Origin of the sequence: Bacillus sp. CECT 9360, assembly GCF_918741275.1 — a bacterium.
In the GTDB taxonomy this organism is placed as follows: Bacteria; Bacillota; Bacilli; order Bacillales; family DSM-1321; genus Peribacillus.
The window spans coordinates 150,132-173,362 of the sequence record NZ_CAKKNA010000008.1 but is presented as its reverse complement, the minus strand read 5'-3'; the positions used below and the strand labels follow the sequence as shown (position 1 = coordinate 173,362).

The 23,231-nt window shown below is 44.4% G+C and carries 20 protein-coding genes; all 20 read left to right on the top strand.

What is annotated here, in order from left to right:
• The first annotated feature begins 284 nt into the window (after positions 1-284).
• The 20 genes from LQ216_RS11875 (at position 285) to dapA (ending at position 23,022) form a co-directional block, all read left to right on the top strand.
• Entirely contained in the window at positions 285-4,601 is a 4,317-nt protein-coding gene (locus LQ216_RS11875; RefSeq protein ID WP_230129507.1) for a PolC-type DNA polymerase III, read from the top strand.
• Positions 4,602-4,827: 226 nt separating this feature from the next.
• The gene (gene rimP / locus LQ216_RS11870; protein WP_117306436.1) at positions 4,828-5,301 is read left to right on the top strand and encodes a ribosome maturation factor RimP; all 474 of its coding nucleotides are present in this window, start codon (positions 4,828-4,830) and stop codon (positions 5,299-5,301) included.
• A gap of 36 nt (positions 5,302-5,337) precedes the next feature.
• A complete protein-coding gene (gene nusA, locus LQ216_RS11865) occupies positions 5,338-6,465 on the top strand; it encodes a transcription termination factor NusA (RefSeq protein ID WP_230129506.1) in 1,128 nt (375 codons plus the stop codon).
• 17 nt (positions 6,466-6,482) lie between these two features.
• Positions 6,483-6,767: a YlxR family protein gene (locus tag LQ216_RS11860; protein ID WP_230129601.1), complete on the top strand. Its 285-nt coding sequence runs from the start codon at positions 6,483-6,485 to the stop codon at positions 6,765-6,767.
• Positions 6,764-7,066, top strand: a complete 303-nt coding sequence (locus tag LQ216_RS11855; protein WP_230129505.1) for a YlxQ family RNA-binding protein — start codon at positions 6,764-6,766, stop codon at positions 7,064-7,066. The genes LQ216_RS11860 and LQ216_RS11855 overlap by 4 nt, the downstream gene beginning before the upstream one ends.
• Before the next feature lie 19 nt (positions 7,067-7,085).
• Positions 7,086-9,293 (top strand): translation initiation factor IF-2, encoded by a 2,208-nt coding sequence (gene infB, locus LQ216_RS11850; protein ID WP_230129504.1) that lies wholly within the window; start codon positions 7,086-7,088, stop codon positions 9,291-9,293.
• Positions 9,293-9,571: a DUF503 family protein gene (locus LQ216_RS11845; RefSeq protein WP_230129600.1), complete on the top strand. Its 279-nt coding sequence runs from the start codon at positions 9,293-9,295 to the stop codon at positions 9,569-9,571. The genes infB and LQ216_RS11845 overlap by 1 nt, the downstream gene beginning before the upstream one ends.
• 17 nt (positions 9,572-9,588) lie before the next feature.
• A complete protein-coding gene (gene rbfA, locus LQ216_RS11840; RefSeq protein ID WP_230129503.1) occupies positions 9,589-9,957 on the top strand; it encodes a 30S ribosome-binding factor RbfA in 369 nt (122 codons plus the stop codon).
• A 71-nt stretch (positions 9,958-10,028) separates the two neighbouring features.
• Positions 10,029-10,946, top strand: coding sequence for a tRNA pseudouridine(55) synthase TruB (gene truB, locus LQ216_RS11835; protein WP_230129502.1), 918 nt, complete (start codon positions 10,029-10,031; stop codon positions 10,944-10,946).
• A gap of 35 nt (positions 10,947-10,981) precedes the next feature.
• On the top strand, positions 10,982-11,923 hold the full coding sequence (ribF, locus tag LQ216_RS11830) for a bifunctional riboflavin kinase/FAD synthetase (RefSeq protein WP_230129501.1): 942 nt from the start codon (positions 10,982-10,984) through the stop codon (positions 11,921-11,923).
• Between the two features lie 229 nt (positions 11,924-12,152).
• The gene (gene rpsO, locus LQ216_RS11825) at positions 12,153-12,422 is read left to right on the top strand and encodes a 30S ribosomal protein S15 (RefSeq protein WP_230129500.1); all 270 of its coding nucleotides are present in this window, start codon (positions 12,153-12,155) and stop codon (positions 12,420-12,422) included.
• Positions 12,423-12,663: 241 nt separating this feature from the next.
• The gene (gene pnp / locus LQ216_RS11820) at positions 12,664-14,784 is read left to right on the top strand and encodes a polyribonucleotide nucleotidyltransferase (RefSeq protein ID WP_230129499.1); all 2,121 of its coding nucleotides are present in this window, start codon (positions 12,664-12,666) and stop codon (positions 14,782-14,784) included.
• Positions 14,785-14,900: 116 nt separating this feature from the next.
• A complete protein-coding gene (locus LQ216_RS11815) occupies positions 14,901-15,866 on the top strand; it encodes a polysaccharide deacetylase family protein (protein WP_230129498.1) in 966 nt (321 codons plus the stop codon).
• A 40-nt stretch (positions 15,867-15,906) separates the two neighbouring features.
• Positions 15,907-17,139, top strand: coding sequence for a pitrilysin family protein (locus LQ216_RS11810; RefSeq protein WP_230129497.1), 1,233 nt, complete (start codon positions 15,907-15,909; stop codon positions 17,137-17,139).
• A gap of 364 nt (positions 17,140-17,503) precedes the next feature.
• Positions 17,504-17,788, top strand: coding sequence for a YlmC/YmxH family sporulation protein (locus tag LQ216_RS11805; RefSeq protein ID WP_230129496.1), 285 nt, complete (start codon positions 17,504-17,506; stop codon positions 17,786-17,788).
• Between the two features lie 215 nt (positions 17,789-18,003).
• The gene (gene dpaA / locus LQ216_RS11800; protein ID WP_230129495.1) at positions 18,004-18,897 is read left to right on the top strand and encodes a dipicolinic acid synthetase subunit A; all 894 of its coding nucleotides are present in this window, start codon (positions 18,004-18,006) and stop codon (positions 18,895-18,897) included.
• Between the two features lie 5 nt (positions 18,898-18,902).
• Positions 18,903-19,502, top strand: coding sequence for a dipicolinate synthase subunit B (locus LQ216_RS11795; protein ID WP_230129494.1), 600 nt, complete (start codon positions 18,903-18,905; stop codon positions 19,500-19,502).
• Between the two features lie 266 nt (positions 19,503-19,768).
• Positions 19,769-20,824, top strand: a complete 1,056-nt coding sequence (asd, locus tag LQ216_RS11790) for an aspartate-semialdehyde dehydrogenase (RefSeq protein ID WP_230129493.1) — start codon at positions 19,769-19,771, stop codon at positions 20,822-20,824.
• Positions 20,825-20,882: 58 nt separating this feature from the next.
• Complete coding sequence (dapG, locus tag LQ216_RS11785; RefSeq protein WP_230129492.1) at positions 20,883-22,124, top strand: aspartate kinase; 1,242 nt, start codon at positions 20,883-20,885, stop codon at positions 22,122-22,124.
• A 31-nt stretch (positions 22,125-22,155) separates the two neighbouring features.
• Entirely contained in the window at positions 22,156-23,022 is an 867-nt protein-coding gene (gene dapA / locus LQ216_RS11780; RefSeq protein ID WP_230129491.1) for a 4-hydroxy-tetrahydrodipicolinate synthase, read from the top strand.
• Positions 23,023-23,231: the final 209 nt, after the last annotated feature.

The following is a 23,231-nucleotide window of genomic DNA, read 5'->3' as shown; positions in this document are numbered from 1 at the left end:
TCCAGCTACGACGTACAGGACGTGACTTGCGCCGACGAAGACATAAGGACATGACGGTCTTAGTTGTTCTTCCTTTAATAATGGACTGGCATCGACGTAAGACATGTTTTTTAGTAGATGTTCCTTACTTGCGGGGCGCTTACGCTTTTCTAATTTAAAATTTCTCGCTAGCGGATGAGATAGTTATGATATAATTACGTCTGAAATATTTTTTTAAACATATGGCGAATTTTGTCTTTTTATGAGTGATAGATTCGGATTTCAAAGAAAAGGAGAGAGCGGGAATGGAACAGAATCTCAATAGTGGAAGAGAAAGATTTCAACTCTTGCTCCAGCAACTAGGACTTACAGAAGATGTCTTCGTGAAATATTTTTATCAAGCCGAAATAGAAAAGCTTTCGATTGAAAGGGAGTCAAAAAGCTGGCATTTTGTCTTTAAGCTTAATGAACTGATTCCCTGCAGTGTCCAAACAAGACTATCTACGCAAATCGCAAGCACCTTTGCGCATATTGCCAAGGTTTCTTTTAGCCTGAATGTAAGCAATCCGCAAGTAACGGAAGAGTTAATTAAGGAATATTGGAAGAATTGCATTGGAGAACTGGATGGAATCTCCCCGTCGTTGCTAACCCTGTTGAACGAACAGGAACCCAAGGTTGTTGGCCACCGTTTGATCGTAAATGCCCGCAATGATGCGGAAGCTGGCCAGTTGAAACAAAAATATTCGGCACTTATCTCAAATATCTATCAAAAGTTCGGTTTTCCGGCTTTATCTCTTGATGCGGAGGTTTCTGCTTCGGAGGATGATTATAAGCAGTTCCTCGAGGAGAAGCAGAAAGAAGATGAAGCTAAAGCATTAACGGCGATTACGGAAATGCAGAAAAAAGCCAGTGATAAATCTGGTGATGACAGTGGAAACTCCGGGCCAGTCAAAATCGGATATACGATTAAAAATGATGCGGATTTCAGGAGTATAGAGCAAATTGTCGATGAAGAACGCCGCATTGCGATAGAAGGCTTCGTTTTTGATGCCGAGACAAGGGAGCTTCGCAGCGGACGCACTCTTTTAACCTTCAAGGTAACGGATTATACGAGCTCTTTATTAGTAAAGATGTTCTCGCGTGATAAAGAGGATGCCAAAATACTTGACCGGGTGAAAAAAGGAATGTGGGTCCGTGCGCAGGGAAGCATCCAGAATGATACGTTTGTCCGTGATTTAGTCATGATTGCAAACGATATTAATGAAATATCGAAAGCGGGCAGAATTGACCACGCACCTGCGGATGAAAAACGTGTCGAACTGCATATGCACACACCAATGAGCCAGATGGATGCGGTAACTCCTGTGGCAGCCCTTGTCGCGCAGGCAAAGAAATGGGGACATCAAGCGGTCGCGATTACAGACCATGGCGGCGTTCAATCCTTTCCCGAAGCGTTTAGCGCTGGGAAGAAAAATGATATAAAAATCATCTTTGGCGTAGAAGTTAACCTTGTCGATGACGGTGTCCCAATCGTTTATAATGATGCTCACCGTGTGCTGGAAGAGGCTACATATGTCGTATTTGACGTAGAAACAACGGGTCTCTCTGCGGTTTACGATACGATTATTGAGCTTGCGGCAGTGAAAATGCGCGACGGAGAAATCATTGACCGCTTTGAGTCCTTTGCCAACCCGCATCATCCCTTATCCGCGACCACGATTGAGTTGACGGGGATCACCGATGAATTGGTCCAGAACGCTCCGGAAGTGGGAGAGGTGTTAGAAAAGTTCCGGGTCTGGGCTGAGGATGAGGTGTTGGTCGCCCACAATGCCAGCTTTGATATGGGATTTTTGAATGTCGGCTATAAAAAAATCGGACATCCGAAAGCTGCCAACCCTGTTATTGATACGTTGGAACTGGGACGGTTTTTATACCCTGAATTTAAGAACCACCGCCTCAATACGTTGGCGAAAAAGTTTGATATAGAATTGACCCAGCACCATAGGGCGATTTATGATGCAGAGGCCACCGGCTATCTGCTCATGAAAATGTTAAAGGATACGGATGAAAAAGGCATTATTTATCATGATCAGTTGAATGAACATATGGGTGAAGGAAACGCGTATCAGCGCTCCCGTCCTTATCATTGCACCTTGCTTGTCCAAAATGATACAGGCTTGAAGAACCTTTTTAAGCTGGTCTCAATCTCACATCTTAATTATTTTTACCGGGTACCGCGTATCCCCCGTTCAGTGCTGCAGAAGCATCGGGAAGGAATCTTGGTCGGTTCCGGCTGTGACAAGGGTGAAGTATTTGAGGGAATGATGCAAAAGCCCTTTGAGGAAGTCGTTGATATCGCTGAATTCTATGATTATCTTGAAGTTCATCCGAAAGAGGTCTATCAACATATGATTGAAATGGAGTATGTCCGTGATGAGAAATCATTGGAAGGCATTCTCTCCAATATCATTAAACTTGGCGAGAATCTTGATAAGCTGGTGGTCGCTACCGGAAATGTTCATTATCTAGAACCAAACGACAAGATTTATCGGAAAATCCTTGTAAATTCGCAAGGAGGCGCCAATCCATTAAACCGCCACAAGCTTCCGGATGTCCATTTCCGCACAACGGATGAAATGCTGCAGGGCTTCTCCTTCCTAGGAGACGAAAAGGCTAAGGAAATCGTTGTCGTAAACTCCAATAAAATTGCTGATAGCATTGAGGCGATTAAACCGATTAAGGACGATCTTTATACGCCTAAAATTGAAGGCGCAGATGATGAGATGCGTGAAATGAGTTACAACATGGCCCGACGGATTTACGGGGAAGAACTTCCGGAAATCGTCGAAGCCCGCCTGGAGAAAGAGTTAAAAAGTATTATCGGCCACGGATTCGCGGTTATTTACCTGATTTCCCACAAACTTGTAAAAAGATCACTGGATGACGGCTATCTGGTTGGTTCCCGTGGTTCGGTAGGATCCTCCCTGGTTGCGACCATGACGGAAATTACTGAGGTCAATCCCCTGCCGCCGCATTATGTTTGCCCAAGCTGCAAACAATCGGAATTCTTTGATGACGGCTCTGTCGGTTCAGGGTTCGACCTCCCGGATAAGGATTGTCCGAATTGTGGCAGCAGATACAAAAAAGACGGACATGACATTCCGTTTGAAACATTCCTTGGCTTTAAAGGGGATAAGGTACCCGATATCGATTTGAACTTTTCTGGTGAATATCAGCCAAAAGCCCATAACTACACAAAAGAGCTATTTGGAGAAGACAATGTATTCAGAGCCGGGACAATCGGTACGGTTGCTGAAAAGACTGCTTATGGATACGTGAAAGGATATGCCTCTGATAATAATCTCCATTTTAGGGGCGCTGAAGTAGATAGGTTAGTTGCAGGTTGTACTGGCGTGAAAAGAACAACCGGGCAGCACCCGGGGGGCATAATCGTCGTGCCGGATTATATGGAAATTTATGACTTTTCACCGATCCAATTTCCGGCGGATGATAAAACGTCTGAATGGAAAACGACGCACTTTGACTTCCATTCAATCCATGACAATTTATTAAAACTGGATATCCTCGGGCATGATGATCCGACCGTGATCAGGATGCTTCAGGATTTAAGCGGCATTGACCCGAAGACCATCCCGACCGATGATCCCGAGGTCATGAAGATATTCTCAGGCACCGAATCGCTAGGTGTTACCGAAGAGCAGATTATGTGTAAAACCGGGACCCTCGGCATCCCTGAATTCGGCACCCGTTTTGTTCGTCAAATGCTTGAAGACACAAAACCGACCACCTTCTCGGAACTGGTTCAGATATCCGGTCTTTCCCACGGCACCGATGTTTGGCTCGGGAATGCCCAGGAATTGATACACAATAGTATCTGTACTTTGAGCGAGGTTATCGGCTGCCGGGATGATATCATGGTCTACTTGATATATCAAGGGCTCGAACCTTCCCTTGCGTTTAAAATCATGGAATCAGTACGTAAAGGAAAGGGACTAACAGAAGAATTCGAAGCAGAAATGCGGAAAAACGAAGTTCCAGAATGGTATATCGATTCCTGCAAGAAGATTAAATATATGTTCCCTAAAGCTCATGCTGCCGCTTACGTACTAATGGCGGTCCGGATCGCTTATTTCAAGGTCCATCTTCCGCTTCTCTATTACGCGGCCTACTTCACGGTGAGAGCTGAGGATTTTGAAATAGAGGCGATGGCTCGGGGCTCCCAGGCTATTCGTTCGAAAATCGACGAAATTAACGCCAAAGGCCTGGACGCGTCGACGAAGGAAAAAAACACTTTAACCGTGCTCGAGCTAGCACTTGAAATGTGCGAAAGGAATTTTTCCTTCAAGAAAATCGACTTGTATAAATCGCATGCCTCAGAATTTATTATTGAAGGTGATTCCTTGATTCCGCCGTTCAACTCGATTCCTGGACTTGGCACAAACGTAGCGCTTAATATCGTCCGGTCCCGCGAGGAAAGAGAATTCCTCTCCAAGGAAGATTTGCAGCAGCGTGGCAAAGTATCTAAAACGATTCTCGAGTATCTCGATAAGCAAGGTTGCCTTGAAGAGTTACCGGATCAAAATCAGCTTTCGCTATTTTAAATACCACAAAGCGTGTTGCGGTATTTTTTCTTCAAGCATCAGCACCAAGGCTTGCAAAGCTTGATGGACATTTGCAATAAAATCGCGATTATGGTATATTTTTATTGGAAATGCTGAGATAAACCAATGGCAAGAGTGGGGAAACCCACTCTTTCGTGTTGTAATTGACTATTTTTTCAAGAATCCATTACAAAGAACGAACTTCGATGATGTATGGAGGAAGCATATGAGCAAAAAGGTAACTGAGGTTGTAGAAGAACTGGTTACCCCGATTCTGGATGAATCAGGGCTGGAATTAGTTGAAGTGGAGTATGCAAAGGAAGGAAAAAGCTGGTTTCTCCGTGTCTATATAGATAAAGAAGGCGGCGTTGACATTGAAGATTGCGGCCAAGTTAGCGAAAAGCTTAGCGAGAAGCTTGATGAGCTCGATCCAATTCCACAAAATTATTTTCTCGAGGTATCATCACCAGGTGCTGAACGGCCACTGAAAAAAGAAAAGGATTTTCAAAAAGCTATAGGGAAAAATGTGTACATAAAGACATATGAACCCATTTTGGATGAAAAAGAATTTGAAGGCATTCTTACCGGTTTTGACGGGAATGAAGTCACATTGGAAGTGACCATCAAAACCAGAAAGAAAACAGTCGTGATTCCATATGAAAAAGTAGCGAAAGCGAGACTCGCGGTCACTTTTTCTTAAAACATAAGGAAAATTTAACATGAAGGGGGATCAACCATGGCTAGTGAGTTAATGGATGCTCTCAACGTTTTGGAAAGAGAAAAGGGAATCTCCAGGGATATTTTAATCGATGCAATCGAAGCTGCACTTATTTCTGCATATCGCCGCAACTTTAATCAAGCCCAAAACGTACGCATCGACTTAAACCTTGAAAAAGGTTCGATGAGAGTGTTTGCAAGAAAGGATGTTGTAGAGGAGGTATTCGACACCCGGCTTGAGATTTCTGTTGAAGAAGCAAAGAAAATCAATCCGAATTACCAACTCGAAGACGTTGTAGAAATGGAAGTGACGCCTAAGGACTTCGGTCGTATCGCTGCGCAAACCGCCAAACAGGTTGTGACCCAGCGAGTACGTGAAGCTGAGCGCGGAATCATTTACTCTGAATTCATCGATCGTGAAGAAGACATCATGACCGGGATCGTTCAGCGCCAAGATTCCCGCTTCATTTATGTATCGCTTGGAAAAATCGAAGCTTTGCTACCAATCAATGAGCAAATGCCTAACGAGAAATATAAGCCGCACGACCGGATTAAGGTATTTCTTACAAAGGTTGAAAAAACCTCAAAAGGACCTCAAGTTTTCGTGTCCCGAACACATCCAGGTCTGCTGAAGCGACTGTTTGAAATCGAGGTTCCGGAAATTTTTGACGGAACGGTAGAAATTAAATCAGTGGCCCGGGAGGCGGGCGACCGTTCCAAAATTTCCGTCCATTCCGATAACGATGAAGTTGATCCGGTAGGCTCATGTGTCGGTCAAAAAGGCCAGCGTGTCCAGGCTATCGTCAACGAACTTAAAGGCGAAAAGATCGATATCGTAAAATGGTCAGAAGACCCGGTCATATTTGTCGGAAACGCGTTAAGTCCTTCAAAGGTGCTTGAAGTAATCGTCAAGGAGGAAGAAAAAGCGACGACGGTAATCGTTCCCGATTATCAGCTTTCCCTTGCGATTGGTAAACGCGGACAAAATGCCCGTCTTGCAGCCAAATTAACAGGCTGGAAAATTGATATTAAGAGTGAAACGGATGCTCGCGAGGCGGGGATTTATCCAGCCAGCGAACAGGAATTTCTTTTAAACAGAGACAGCTATGGAGAAGAAGACGATGATTATTCTGAGGATAACGAGTAAGTAAGAGGTGACCGATGATGAACAGTCGCAAGAAAATACCGATGCGCAAATGTGTCGCATCTGGCGAGATGAAGTCGAAGAAAGAGCTAATCAGGATCGTCCGCTCCAAAGATGGGGAAATCAGCATTGATCCGACCGGAAAAAAGTCAGGACGCGGGGCCTATTTGACACTGGACCGGGAAACAATCGAGCTTGCAAAGAAAAAGAATGTCCTAAGCAATCACTTAGGCGCGACAATCGATCCTTCCCTCTATGAACAGTTACTGGAATTAGCCGAAAAGGAGAACCATTCGACTAAATGACACAGCAGCAATGGATGTCTCTATTAGGTTTGGCCAATCGGGCGCGTAAGCTAATTTCCGGAGAAGAATTAGTCATAAAAGAGGTTAGAAGCGGTAAGGCGAAGCTCGTGTTGCTAGCTTCAGATGCTTCTGCAAATACAGAAAAAAAAATCTCTGATAAGTGCAGCTTTTATAAAGTGCCCATAAAAAGAGTGGAAAATAGGTCAATGCTTGGGCAGGCGATTGGCAAGGAAGCGAGAGTGACAGTCGCCGTGCTTGATGAAGGTTTTGCACGAAAACTCCAGACGTTGCTCGATTAAATTTTACGGGGGTGAACGTATGACCAAATTGCGTGTTTATGAATATGCAAAACAAAAGAACGTTCCAAGTAAGGACGTTATCAATAAACTTAAAGAAATGAACATTGAGGTATCCAACCATATGGCAGCATTAGATGATACAACCGTTGAAAAGTTAAATGAGGGCTTTAAGCCAAAAGAAGAGAAAAAACAAGCCGCGGGTGCGGTTACAACGCCAAAACAGTCCCCTACAGTTGAAAAGTATGAGGCCGAGGCTGATGAAAATACAAACGTTGTGAAAAAGACAGAAAAGATTCAGAAGAAACCAATACCTAAACCTGTTGTCGGCAAGAAAACCGTCCAGGAAAACCAGAAAAAAGAATCGAAGGTTTTTAAAGGCAAAAACAATAACCAAAACAACCGTAATAGAAATAACAGACAAAAACCTCAGCAGCAATCACCTGCACCGGTTCAAAAAAGAAAAGAAAGAGAGCTTCCTTCCAAGATTACATTTACAGAATCCCTGACCGTTGCGGAACTCGCGAAGAAGCTTCACCGCGAACCTTCTGAAATCATTAAAAAGCTCTTTATGTTAGGCGTCATGGCAACGATTAACCAATATTTGGAAAAAGATGCAATCGAGCTGATTGGAACTGAGTATAATGTGGAAGTCGAAGAAATTATCCCGGTTGATTTAACTGATTTAGAATCACTGGTGACTGAAGATAACGAGGCAGATTTAATCGAACGTCCATCTGTTGTGACCATCATGGGGCATGTTGACCATGGCAAAACTACATTGCTCGACTCCATCCGCAACACGAAAGTTACAGAAGGTGAAGCGGGCGGTATCACTCAGCATATCGGTGCTTATCAGGTAGTTGTTAATGATAAGAAAATAACCTTCCTGGATACACCGGGCCACGCAGCCTTTACGACCATGCGTGCTCGCGGTGCAAAGGTTACAGATATTACAATCCTTGTCGTAGCAGCAGATGATGGGGTGATGCCTCAAACGGTCGAAGCGATCAACCATGCTAAAGCCGCGGAGGTTCCAATCATTGTAGCGGTAAACAAAATGGATAAGCCAGGTGCCAATCCGGACCGTGTTATGCAGGAGCTTTCTGAACATGGCCTTGTAGCGGAAGCCTGGGGCGGCGATACAATCTTTGCCCCGATTTCTGCCAAAAACGGTGAAGGGATCGATAGTCTTCTTGAAATGATTCTGCTCGTCAGCGAGGTAGAAGAATTCAAAGCAAATCCAAACCGCAGAGCAATCGGAACGGTTATTGAAGCCCAGCTTGACAAGGGGCGCGGTTCAGTAGCAACCCTTCTTGTCCAAACTGGTACCTTGAAAATCGGCGATCCGATTGTTGTCGGTAATTCTTTCGGACGCGTTCGGGCCATGGTGAACGATTTAGGGCGCAGGGTTAAGGATGCAGGTCCGTCTACTCCTGTAGAAATTACAGGATTGAGCGAAGTGCCGCAGGCCGGTGATCGTTTTATCGTATTCGAAGACGAAAAAACAGCCCGCCAGGTTGGCGAAGCACGTACACAGATACAGCTTGTATCTCAACGCAGCGAGAAATCCCGTGTAACATTGGATACATTGTTTGAACAAATGCAACAAGGGGAAATGAAAGAACTAAACATCATTTTAAAAGCAGATGTTCAGGGTTCTGCCGAAGCACTTGCCGCATCCCTTCGGAAAATTGAAGTTGAAGGGGCTAAGATTAAAATTATCCACACCGGTGTCGGTGCCATAACTGAATCCGATATCATCCTGGCAACTGCTTCTAACGCAATTGTCATCGGATTTAACGTACGTCCTGATGTAAATGCAAAACGTGCGGCCGAATCTGAAAACGTCGATGTTCGACTACACCGGATTATTTACAAGGTAATCGAAGAAATTGAAGCGGCGATGAAAGGCATGCTTGATCCTGAATTCGAAGAAAAAATCATCGGCCAGGCTGAAGTGCGTACAACTTTCAAAGTGTCCAAGGTGGGTACGATTGCCGGTTCATATGTTACCGACGGAAAAATTACTCGGGACAGCGGCGTGCGCTTGATCCGTCAGGGTGTCGTGATCTTTGAAGGCGAACTCGACGCATTGAAACGTTTTAAAGATGATGCGAAAGAAGTAGCTCAAAACTACGAGTGCGGGATTACGATTAAAAACTTCAATGATATCAAAGAAGGCGACGTGATCGAAGCATTTGTCATGGAAGAAGTGGAACGTAAGTGATCATCGGCTCTGCCGAATGTGAATGCATGATACATGAAGCCCACTCTTTAAAGGAAAAGCGAGCCGTGCTCCAGCGTGTAATGACACGACTTAAACAAAAGTTCAATATCTCAGTGGCGGAAACCGGGCATCAGGATGTTTGGCAACGAACAAAAATTGCCATTGTCACCGTGACGTCTTCCCGTAAGGCTACTGAGAGAGAATTGCAAAATGCCCTGCAATTTCTAGATTCATTTCCTGAACTGGAACGCACAATAACAGATATAGAATGGCTATAAGCTAGCGAGGTGATTGTATGAGCCTTCGTGCGAATCGTGTTGGCGAACAAATGAAAAAAGAGCTGAGTGAGATCATCGGCCGCAAGATTAAGGATCCCCGGATCGGCTTCGTAACGGTAACGGATGTTGCGGTTACCGGCGATCTTCAACAAGCTACCGTCTATATATCGGTGCTTGGCGATGAAGAGCAAAGAGAAAACACGCTTAAGGGTCTTGCCAAGGCAAAAGGATTTATCCGTTCTGAAATTGGACAAAGAATCCGCCTTCGCAAAACTCCCGAACTTGCGTTTGAATTTGATGAATCCATTTCTTACGGAAATAAAATTGACACACTCATTCATCAGATCCATGCGGAAGAGAAACCTTCTCAAAAGGACGAGGAATAGCATCAGAAGATAGACATTCGTTGTCTATCTTTTTTTTGACCGAAAAGTAAACAAGTAAAGAGGTGGAAGGCTTGGAAGGGATATTGCCATTGTGGAAGCCTAAAGGCATGACGTCGCATGACTGCGTATTTAAACTTAGAAAGATTCTCAAAACAAAAAAGGTCGGACACACCGGGACGCTGGATCCCGATGTAACCGGTGTTTTGCCGATTTGCATCGGCCGGGCTACGAAAATAGCCGAATACATAACAGAAGCAGGCAAAGCCTATGAGGGTGAAGTGACAATTGGTTACTCGACAACTACCGAGGATGCCAGCGGAGAAAAGGTAGAAGAGAAAGGGATCTCTAGCCCGATCAAGAGGGAACGTATCCTTCAAATCCTATCTTCTTTAACTGGAGAAATCGAACAGACCCCGCCGATGTATTCGGCAGTAAAGGTAAATGGCAAGAAGCTTTATGAATATGCAAGAGCTGGTCTTATCATAGAACGGCCGACAAGGAAGGTGTCCATCCATGAACTTGTTTTGCTCGATGATCGGCAGGAATTTACAGGTGAAACGATCTCGTTTCGGTTTAGGGTCAGCTGCAGCAAGGGAACTTACATCAGAACGCTTGCTGTCATGATAGGGGAAATGCTCGGTTTCCCGGCGCATATGTCTGATCTTTCACGGATTGAGTCTGCGGGTTTTACAAGGGATGACTGCAAAACCCTTGAGGAAGTGGAAGAACTGATGGCTGCGGGGCAGCAAGAGGAGCTGTTTTTGCCATTAGAAAGAGGGCTTTTACATTTGCCCAAATACCATATAAATGATAAAGTAGCAAAGAAAGTGGAAAATGGCGCCGTTATGGAGCAGCCGGCCGATTTGCCGGTTGGGAAAGGTATTCCTTTTGTGATGGTTGATGCTAGGCAAAAGGCGTTAGCCATTTATCAAATTCATTCGAATAAAGAAAATCTAATCAAGCCTGTAAAGGTTCTAATACAGGGTTAAATATAAGTTTTCCGGTAGAAAGAGGAGAATAGACCGTGAAAGTGATCGCAATTGAGCATCCTCACCATTTTAACAGCGAGGATTTCCCACCCCTCGTGATAGCACTCGGTTTCTTCGACGGTGTGCATAAAGGGCATCAAAAAGTGATTCATACCGCTGTCGATACAGCGAAAAGCAGAGGAATGAGTTCGGCTGTCATGACATTCGACCCTCATCCTTCTGCTGTTTTGGGTAAGAATGTGCAACATGTACGCTATATTACTCCCATACAGGATAAAACAGGATACATAGCCGATTTAGGTGTGGATTACTTATTCATCATTCATTTTACAGAGGAATTCGCCTCTCTGTATCCTCAGGAATTTGTCGACGATTATTTAATCAAGCTCAATGTCCGCCATATTGTGGCTGGCTTTGATTACACATATGGCCGATACGGCAAGGGAACGATGGAAACTCTCCCGTTTCATTCCGGAGGCCGTTTTACTCAGACAATCGTTGAAAAGCAAACGTTAGAAGATGAAAAGGTCAGTTCAACAAGAGTTCGGAAAATCTTTGAAAATGGAGACTTCACCGAATTTCATCGGCTGTCTGGCCGCTTTTATACGACGCGCGGAATTGTTATACACGGTGAAAAGAGAGGGCGTCAGCTCGGTTTTCCGACCGCCAACATACAAGTGAGCGACAATTATCTATTCCCATCCACAGGGGTCTACGCTGTACGCATTAGCATACAGGACAAGTGGTATGATGGGGTTTGCAACGTCGGTTATAAACCGACGTTCCATGAAAAACGCCCGGAACATCCTTCGGTTGAAGTCCATATTTTGTCGTTCAGCGGAGAGATATATGATGAAGAAGTCGAAATAGAATGGCATAAACGGTTGAGAAGCGAGAAGAAATTCAATGGAATTGAAGAGCTCATCAAGCAGATTGACGCGGATAAAACAGATGCACAGGCTTATTTTGGCGGCTAGGAAAGAAGAAGCTTTCCTATCTGTCTTGATGCAACTGGACCTGATAGTCGCCTTATAAGACTTGTCAATCAGCGAGTTTGCGTTAATAAACCTTTTGTTTACACTTGCAATCAACCGCAAAACAATGTATTCTATTAATTGTATGAAAATAACCGTTACTTGGCTGGTCGAGTCTCCGACGCTGGCTCGGTAATTGGGGATTTTAACGAAATCTTAGGAGGTGAAACGGATGGCTATTACGCAAGAACGTAAAAACGAACTAATCAATGAGTACAAAACTCATGACGCTGACACTGGATCACCAGAAGTTCAGATTGCTGTCCTCACAGAAGATATCAACAATTTGAACGACCATTTGCGTGTTCATAAGAAAGACCACCACTCACGTCGCGGTCTACTTAAAATGGTAGGTAAGCGTCGTAATCTATTGACGTACCTACGTAATAAAGATGTTACTCGTTACCGTGAACTTATCACTAAATTAGGTTTGCGTCGATAATCTTTCAAGAAAGCGGGAAATTTCCCGCTTTTTTGTTAGCTTTATATTCTGTCATAGACAGCCGTTTGTTACATAATCAATCCCTTAGCGCTGTTAACACTTGTTTTTTTCGTGCATAATAGGGATAGCTTGTTTATTAATTGTTTTTAACAACATTGACATATATAATCGTTGGATCAAAAGGGTTCAGGTGTAATACCAGGCCCCGAAAGCGAAGAAGTAGAGAGGGGTTTATCAAAGAATGGCACAGGAAAAGAAAACTTATTCATTCGACTGGGCCGGCAGAAGCCTGACTGTTGAGGTCGGCCAGTTGGCCAAGCAAGCTAACGGCGCGGTTCTTGTAAGATATGGGGATAGTGCTGTTTTAAGTACAGCAACAGCTTCAAAAGAACCAAAGCCTTTAAGCTTTTTTCCTCTGACGGTGAATTATGAGGAAAGATTATATGCTGTAGGGAAGATTCCCGGCGGCTTTATTAAACGTGAAGGCAGACCTAGCGAGAAAGCCATCTTGGCAAGCAGGTTGATCGACCGTCCAATCCGTCCGCTATTTGCGGAAGGATTTCGTAACGAAGTCCAGGTTATTAGCATCGTGATGAGCGTGGATCAGGATTGCTCAACTGAAATGGCGGCCATGTTCGGATCTTCACTTGCACTTACGGTTTCTGACATTCCATTTGAAGGACCGATTGCCGGCGTTGTCGTCGGCCGGGTGAACAATGAATTTGTTATCAACCCGACTGTCGAGCAGCTGGAGCAAAGCGATATCAATTTAACGGTTGCCGGCACGAAGGATGCCATTAACATGGTTGAGGCCGGTGCCAATGAAGTTACGGAAGAAGTAATGCTCGAAGCAATCATGTTTGGCCATGAAGAAATCAAGAAATTGATCGAATTCCAGGAAAAAATTATCGCGGAAGTTGGTAAAGAAAAAACGACTATCGCTCTTTATGAAGTGGATGCGGAGATCGAAGCGCAAGTTAAATCACTCTGTGAAGATGACATTAATAAGGCCGTACAAGTTCAGGAAAAGCATGCGCGGGAAGATGCGATTAAAGAAGTCAGAGATCGCGTGATTGCCCAGTTTGAAGAAAAAGAAGCAGATGAACATACAATAAAGCAAGTGAAAGAAATTTTAAGCAGGCTCGTTAAAGCGGAAGTGCGTCGTCTTATCACGGAAGAAAAAGTACGTCCGGACGGTCGTAACCCGGATGAAATCAGACCGCTTTCTTCCGAGGTAGGTTTGCTGCCACGCACACATGGTTCCGGTTTATTCACCCGCGGCCAGACTCAGGCACTTTCGATTTGCACGCTAGGCGCGATGGGCGATGTGCAAATTTTGGACGGGCTCGGAACGGAAGAATCGAAGCGGTTTATGCATCATTACAATTTCCCGCAATTCAGCGTTGGTGAAACAGGGCCGATGAGAGGGCCGGGCCGCCGTGAAATCGGGCATGGTGCTTTGGGCGAACGAGCGCTCGAACCAGTCCTTCCAGCTGAAAAGGACTTCCCTTACACAGTAAGACTGGTATCAGAAGTACTTGAATCAAATGGTTCTACTTCACAGGCCAGCATTTGCGCAAGTACGCTTGCGATGATGGATGCGGGTGTGCCGATTAAGGCGCCGGTTGCCGGTATTGCCATGGGTTTAGTTAAGTCTGGTGAATACTATACCATCCTGACTGATATCCAGGGCATGGAAGACCATCTCGGCGACATGGACTTCAAAGTGGCCGGGACTGCCAAGGGCGTTACCGCTCTCCAAATGGATATTAAGATTGAAGGTCTTTCGAGAGAAATACTTGAAGAAGCTCTTCAACAGGCAAAAAGAGGACGTATGCACATCCTTGACTCGATGATGGCAACCTTGGAACAGCCCCGTGTAGAGTTGAGCCAATATGCTCCAAAAATTCTCACAATGACAATCAATCCTGATAAGATCCGTGATGTGATCGGACCAAGCGGGAAGCAAATTAACAAAATCATTGAAGAAACTGGCGTAAAAATCGATATCGAGCAAGATGGATCTGTTTTCATTTCTTCCATAAATGAAGAAATGAATCAAAAAGCGAAGAAAATCATCGAAGATATCGTTCGTGATGTTGAAGTCGGGCAAATGTATCTTGGTAAAGTAAAACGCATCGAGAAATTTGGCGCGTTCGTGGAAATCTTCAATGGCAAGGATGGCCTTGTCCATATTTCCGAGCTTGCCGAGGAAAGAGTTGGCAAGGTTGAGGATGTCGTGGCGATTGGCGACGAAGTCCTTGTAAAGGTTACGGAAATCGACAAACAAGGCAGAGTCAACCTGTCCCGCAAAGCTGTTTTGAAAGAGCAAAAAGAGGCAGCCAACAATTCTCAAGGCTGATAAAGACAGAATGAATCGGCATGCGGTTACGCATGCCTTTTTATGCTTTCTACATATGCCTTATGTTCTACCTTGTCCACTTCCTTCATAGATTTTGTATGAAGGAGGCAGGAAAAATGAATAATAAATGGAAGCAGATAGTTGCGATAAGTGCCATTGCAGGTATATCATGGTTATTAGTGCAAAATCCTTATACAAATCATTATTTGATCGTGCTAAAAGAAGAGGCAGCTTCCGTATCGGCTCAAAAGGATACTCTTTATTTGGAAATAGACAATAAGGCAAGCCGATATGAAGCACCCCCCAGCGATGCCAAAATCGACCCGATCTGGAAAGGGGTCCCGGGTTATAATGGGGTAAAAGTCGATATTGAGGCTTCGTACCATGCCATGAAAAAGTCCGGTGGATTCGATGAGAAGAAACTGATATACAAACAGGTTTCACCTGAAACTCATCTAAGCGATCTCGAGCCGGCGCCGATTTATCGAGCACACCCGGAGAAACCGGTTGTATCTCTTTTAGTAAATGTAGCTTGGGGAAATGAATATTTGCAGGGGATGCTTACTACCTTGAAAAAAACGAACGTAAAAGCGACTTTTTTTCTTGAAGGCAGATGGGCCAAAAATAATCCGATGCTCGCCAAAATGATTGCGGAAGGGGGCCATGAAATCGGCAACCACTCCTACTCACATCCCGATATGAAAACACTTTCCTCTTCAGCTTCTAAAAGTGAAATACAGAAAACGAGTGAAGTCATTATGGCTGTTACAGAAGCGAAAGAAAAACCAAAATGGTTTGCGCCGCCGAGCGGCAGTTATCGGGATGAAACGGTAGAAATAGCTGATTCATTAGGGATGGGAACGATTATGTGGAGCGTTGATACAATCGACTGGCAAAAGCCAAGTCCTGATGTATTGACGAACCGGGTACTTTCAAAGGTACATCCGGGAGCATTCGTTTTAATGCATCCTACGGAATCCTCGGCCAATTCTTTAGAAACGCTGATTAAGGAAATAAAAAAGAAAAATCTTCATATTGTGACGGTATCGGAAGCACTTGAAGAAACAAGAATCGTTCATTAAATTTCGCTATACCTCAGCAAAGAACTAGGAGGAATGTTAATTGATTAAGAAATATACTTGCCAAAATGGAGCTCGGATTGTACTTGAGAATATTCCAACGGTTCGTTCGGCAGCTATCGGGATTTGGATAAAAACGGGATCACGCAATGAAACGCCGGAGCTTAATGGAATATCGCATTTTTTAGAACATATGTTTTTTAAAGGCACGGCCAATCGCAATGCTCGGGAAATCGCGGAGTCTTTCGATAGCATTGGAGGCCAGGTTAATGCATTTACTTCAAAGGAGTATACTTGCTATTACGCGAAGGTCCTTGACAACCACGCGAGCTACGCCTTGGAAATCCTCTCGGATATGTTCTTTAACTCTACTTTTGATGAAGAAGAGTTACAGAAAGAAAAGAATGTTGTCTATGAAGAAATTAAAATGTATGAAGACACTCCCGATGATATCGTTCATGATTTATTGAGCCAGGCAGTGTATGAAAAGCATCCCCTCGGATTTCCGATTTTAGGTACCGAAGAAACGCTTAATACGTTTAATAGCGAATCACTGAAAAAATATGTACACGATATGTATACCCCAGACAAGGTAATCATTTCGATTGCCGGCAATGTGGACGATAGTCTGATTAAAGAAGTAGAAGGCTACTTCGGTTCCTATGAGGGCGGAAGCAATAAAAATGCTAAGCTTATCAAACCGGGCTTTCATCAAAACAAGCTTTCCCGGAAGAAAGAAACAGAACAGGCGCATTTATGTCTTGGTTTTGAAGGGCTGCAAATTGGCCATCAAGACGTGTATAGCTTGATCGTGCTCAACAATATCCTCGGTGGGAGCATGAGCAGCCGCCTATTCCAAGAAGTCAGGGAACAGCGAGGCCTCGCTTATTCCGTATACTCTTACCATTCCGGTTATCAGGACAGCGGATTGGTTACGATTTATGGAGGCACGGGTGCGAACCAGCTCGATAGCCTGTATGAAACGATCCAGGAAACGCTGACGACCCTCAAACGAGAGGGAATCACCGAGAAAGAACTGAGAAACAGCAAAGAACAGCTTAAAGGAAGCTTAATGCTCAGCTTGGAAAGCACGAACAGCCGGATGAGCAGGAACGGCAAAAATGAGTTGTTGCTTGAAAAGCATAAATCACTCGACGAAATCGTCGAAATGATTGATGAAGTTACGGAGGATAGCGTCAATACGCTTGCCAATCAAATTTTTTCAGATAACTACTCTTCTTCCTTAATCAGCCCGCTGGATGATTGGAAAAAATAATAAAAGGATCTTGCTCTCCTGTTTAGGAAAGCGAGGTCTTTTTTTGAAGATAAGAGATAGTATAACTTTTTAACTTTGACAGATGTCTAGCTACAGCGCCCAGCCCCTCGGGTCATAAGCCAAATCGCTGTTTCACTTTAGGAACGCCTCCTCGCGGTTCGTCTTATGCCTGTCGGAGGCCCACAGGATGTGGGTCAGAACGACGAAGACATAACGATGTGGTGGTCTTAGTCGTTCTTCCTTACTTCCAGGGCGCTTGCGCTTTTCTAAGTTCACCTACTTCTTTTGTATGACGAATGTACTTCTAATCCATTGAATTTAAGGATATAGATTAGTAAAGATAAAAGAGGAGGAGGACTTTGATTTGAGACTTAGTGAACTTAGCGGAAAAGAAATCGTTGATGTGAAAAGAGCGGAGCGCCTTGGCGTTCTCGGGCAGACAGATCTTGAAATAAATGAAAGCGGTCAGATTACAGCGCTGATTATCCCGTCTGTGAAATGGTTCGGGCTGAAGCGGAATGGAAATGAAATCCGTGTCCCATGGAAGCATATAAAAAAAATCGGAACAGATATGATTATAATCGATATACCGGAACATCAACCGTATTCCGAGCAGGAATTGCCGCAAAAAATAAAATTCCCGGATTAATAACCATAAAAAAGGGATAAATCTAATCAGCAACCACCTGAACCGCCTTTTCGGAGGCGTTTTTTTTATGCATTTATCTTCTTAATCTAATCGAGATACTGTCCAAAAGTAAATCGAAAACCTGAAACAATTCACCTATCCCGTGAAAAAAACATAAGATGTGAAGGTAAAAACCTGAATTTTGATATCTCTCAATAAAAGAAGGTGACAGCTTAATGCTGACAGGCATGCATATTGCGGTGATAGGCGGAGACGCTCGCCAGCTGGAGGTAGTCCGCAAACTCACAGAGCTTGATGCCAAACTATCATTGGTAGGCTTTGAACAGCTGGACCACTCCTTTTCAGGCGCTATAAAAGAAAAGTTGAGTGAACTCAATTTATCTGATATTGACACGATCATTTTGCCGGTTCCGGGTACAAATACTGAAGGAAAGGTTGAAACAATCTTTTCCAATGAAGAAGTATACATCACTGAGGAAATCCTTTCAAAAACCCCAACACATTGTACGGTTTATTCCGGAATCAGCAATGATTATTTAAATGCAATTATCAAAAAAACAAAACGGCGGCTCGTTCAACTCTTTGAAAGAGATGATGTGGCGATTTATAATTCCATCCCTACTGTAGAAGGGACCATCATGATGGCCATCCAGCATACTGACTTTACCATCCATGGTTCAAATGTGGTCGTTCTTGGTTTCGGCCGGACAGGAATGAGTGTTGCCAGGACGTTCCAAGCGATAGGCGCAAAGGTAAAGGTTGGCGCAAGAAAGAGCGAGGACCTCGCCAGAATAACTGAAATGGCGATGGACCCTTTCCATCTGGATGAGCTCTCCAAAGCGGTTAGAGACGTGGATATATGCATAAATACAATCCCGGTACAAATTGTAACCGCATCAGTACTGGCGAACATGCCCGTCCATACGCTTTTAATCGATCTTGCTTCAAAACCGGGGGGCACTGACTTCCGTTACGCGGAAAAAAGGGGAATCAAGGCCCTGCTCGCCCCGGGACTACCTGGGATTGTCGCTCCCAAAACAGCAGGGAAGATATTAGCCAATGTACTTGCACAGCTCATTAGAGAAGATATGAAAAAAAGAAAGGGGTAAACGTCATGACTTTGAAAGGGAAGAGAATCGGCTTTGGACTTACTGGTTCCCATTGCACCTATGATATCGTTTTTCCGGAAATCGAGAAATTGGTAAACGAAGGCGTCGAGGTGATTCCAATCGTCACTGCAACGGTAAAAAATACAGAAACAAGATTTGGCAAGGGCGAGGACTGGATCGATAGAATCGAAAAGCTAACAGGCCATCACGTAATCGATACGATGGTTAAAGCAGAGCCTCTTGGTCCTAAAATGCCACTTGCCTGCATGGTAATTGCCCCGTTAACCGGTAATTCATTGAGCAAGATGGCCAATGCATTGACTGACTCCCCTGTATTGATGGCCGCTAAAGCAACCATGCGAAACCACCGTCCGGTTGTTCTCGGGATTTCAACAAATGATGCTCTTGGCTTAAACGGAGTTAATCTGATGAGACTAATGGCTGCAAAAGATGTTTATTTTGTGCCATATGGTCAGGATGATCCGGATAAGAAACCAAACTCCATGGTGGCAAGGATGGGCATGGTAAGGGAGACGATCGTTCACGCGCTTAAGGGTGAGCAGATCCAGCCTGTTCTCGTCGAGAGATACAAAGACCCCTCCTAAAGAAAAAGACAGTAAAGAAAACCCACCGATTGGCAAGCGTTCTGAAGGCGGCGATCAGATGCCGTTGTACTTATGCAGATAGATGGTGCAGGCTTTCCTTTCTCCTAAAAAACCATACAGCCTTTTGCAGAAATTTTTAACACAAAAGTTTGATTCTTTCACATTCTAATATGATAAGATATATGATATTCTTGAAAGTATAGTAAAAAATACGTAAACGATAGATTATAAATCTGTATGGTTTTTTGAAAAGGGGAATGTTTTTGATGACACAATTATCCGGATTGAATGTCGCGGTTTTAGGAGCAACCGGTGCGGTAGGCCAGCAAATGATCGCAACGCTAGAAAAGCGAGATTTGCCGATAAAGAAATTAACCCTGTTATCTTCGGCACGTTCAGCGGGGAAAAAGATATCATTTAAAGGCGAAGAAATCGAAGTCCAGGAAGCAAAGCCAGAAAGCTTTGAGGGAATTGATATTGCTTTATTCAGCGCAGGAGGCAGCATATCAAAGGAGTTTGCTCCCGAAGCGGTAAAGCGCGGAGCTATTGTGATCGATAATACGAGCGCTTTCCGCATGGACGAGAATACCCCGCTTGTGGTTCCTGAAGTGAATGAGGAAGACCTGAAGCTGCACAATGGCATCATCGCCAACCCGAACTGTTCTACGATACAAATGGTCGTGGCTCTCGAGCCGATCAGAAAAAAATACGGCCTCGATAAAGTGGTCGTGTCGACTTATCAGGCCGTTTCAGGTGCCGGGGCCGCTGCTATCGCAGAATTGAAAGGCCAGTCTCAGGCCATTTTGAACGAAGAAGCACCCGAGGCGTCCGTTTTACCGGTTAAAGGCGACAAAAAGCATTACCAGATTGCCTTTAACGTGATTCCGCAAATTGATAAATTCCAAGACAACGGGTTCACCTTTGAAGAAATGAAGATGATTAATGAAACGAAGAAGATCATGCATATGCCGGAGCTTCCCGTTGCGGCTACGTGCGTCCGTCTGCCTGTCGTTACCGGACACTCAGAATCGGTCTATATTGAAGTAGAAAGCGAACGAGTCACCGCAGTACAGCTTAAAGAGCTGCTAAAAACGGCACCAGGCGTTGTCTTGCAGGATGATCCGGAAAACCAGGTTTATCCGATGCCTGCAGATGCAGTTGGTAAAAATGACGTTTTTGTGGGTAGAATCCGGAAAGACCTGGATCAAGATAAAGGCTTTCATTTATGGGTTGTTTCCGATAACCTCCTCAAAGGGGCAGCATGGAATTCAGTACAAATCGCCGAAAGCCTGTTAAAATTAGGATTAGTCTCAGTAAAATAAATACTACAGGAAAAGCATGGTCAGCGATTCGTCGCTGACTTATATTTGAGGTGTTTCTATGAAAATCATCGTTCAGAAATTCGGTGGAACTTCGGTTCGGGATGAAGAAAGCAGATCGCACGCATTAAGGCATATCAAAAAAGCAATAAGTGATGGCTTCAAAGTGGTAGTCGTCGTATCGGCCATGGGCAGAAAAGGCGAACCTTACTCGACAGATACGCTGTACTCGCTTGTAAACGGGTCTGACAGCAAAATTTCGAAAAGAGAGCAGGACTTGCTTTTATCGGTAGGAGAAACCATTTCTACTGTCGTTTTTACAAATATGTTGCTTGTGAATGGGATAAAAGCAACCGCGTATACAGGAGCACAGGCCGGATTCCGGACTAATGGAGAGCATACAAGTGCAAAAATAATAGAAATGAAAAGCGAGCGTATCTTGAAAGAGCTTGAAAACCAGGAAGTAGTCGTTGTGGCCGGCTTTCAGGGAGCCGCGAAAAATGGCGATGTTACCACGATTGGCCGCGGAGGCAGCGACACATCCGCAGCTGCCCTTGGGGCGGCCCTCAAGGCCGAATGGGTTGATATCTACACGGATGTGGACGGTATCATGACTGCAGACCCAAGGATTGCAGAGAACGCTCGTCCGCTTTCAGTAGTTACCTACAATGAGGTGTGCAACATGGCCTATCAGGGGGCAAAAGTCATCCACCCGCGTGCCGTAGAAATCGCCATGCAGGCAAAAGTACCGATCAGAATCCGTTCAACTTATACAGATGAGCTGGGCACGCTTGTAACGACGATTAACAGGGATAACCAAGGCAGCGACATTCGTGAACGCTTAGTTACTGGAATAGCCCATGTTTCACAAATCACTCAGATTAAAGTGACCGCAAAAAAGGACCAGTACGATCTTCAAGCGGAAGTATTCCAGGCTATGGCAAATGCGTCCATATCCGTTGACTTCATCAACATTTCGCCTAATGCGGCCATTTACACCGTAACCGATGAAATGACTGCACGCGCGATAGAAATCCTGAAGAGTCTCGGGTATGAACCTGCGATTCAAAAAAATTGCGCCAAGGTATCAGTAGTAGGTGCAGGAATCAATGGTGTTCCCGGTGTGGCAGCGAAAATCGTTACCGCGCTTTCTGAGAAAGGGATCGGTATTCTTCAATCGGCGGACAGCCATACAACGATCTGGGTCCTTGTAAAAGAAGATGACCTAGTGGAAGCAGTGAATTCTCTGCACAATACCTTTGAGCTGCATATAGAAGCGGTGGATCACCGCATAACGGATTAATGATTGTCTAATAAATCAAGAGGTGTTTGATATGGTATATTTTGGAAGAGTTTCAACCGCGATGGTTACTCCTTTTGACAAAAAGGGAAATATTGATTTTACGAAAACGACCCAGCTGGTGAATTACTTAATCGAAAACGGCACGGATTCACTCGTGCTTGCCGGAACAACAGGCGAATCACCGACCTTATCTACAGAAGAAAAAATGGCCCTGCTCCGTCATGTTGTTAAAGTTGTTGAAAAGCGGGTTCCTATCACAATGGGTACTGGCAGCAACAATACGTATGCTTCCATCGAGCTGACGAAGAAGGCTGAACAAAGCGGTGCGGATGCCATTATGCTCGTAGCTCCGTATTATAACAAGCCAAGTCAGGAAGGGCTGTATCAGCATTTTAAGGCGATTGCTGAAAGCACTGACCTCCCAGTTATGATTTACAACATTCCGGGAAGATCGACGGTTAATATCGAACCAGGAACAGTTATCAGGCTCTCGCAGATCCCTAATATTGTCGCTGTTAAAGAAGCAAGTGGGAATTTAAATGCGATGACGGAAATCGTTGCAGGCACTGATGAGGACTTTTTGCTTTACAGCGGTGATGACGGAATTACGCTTCCTGTGCTATCCATCGGCGGAGTTGGAGTCGTATCGGTCGCCTCACACGTCATCGGCAAAGAAATGCAGGCAATGATCGATCAATTCCTGCAAGGCAACCATAAAGAAGCGGCAAAGCTTCACCAAAGCTTATTGCCGGTCATGGAAGGGCTGTTTGCAGCGCCAAACCCCGCTCCAGTAAAAACAGCCTTGCAATTGAAAGGAATGGATGTAGGATCTGTCAGATTGCCGCTCATTCCGCTTACAGAGCAAGAAAGAGTCACACTAAATGAGCTAATTAAATAACACTAAGAGCCAATCATTCGATGATTGGCTTTTTAGATGCTTATAAAAGAAGGCTGAAAATTAAAAATACTCCTTCCCAATACTCGCCTGTTGCCATTATACTTTTACTAGCTAGGAGCGAGCCGAAGGGGGATAAGTATTGTGATAAAGAAATTGATTAGAGCGGAACACGGGAAAAATGGTATTGAAAATAGCTGATTCTAACGAAA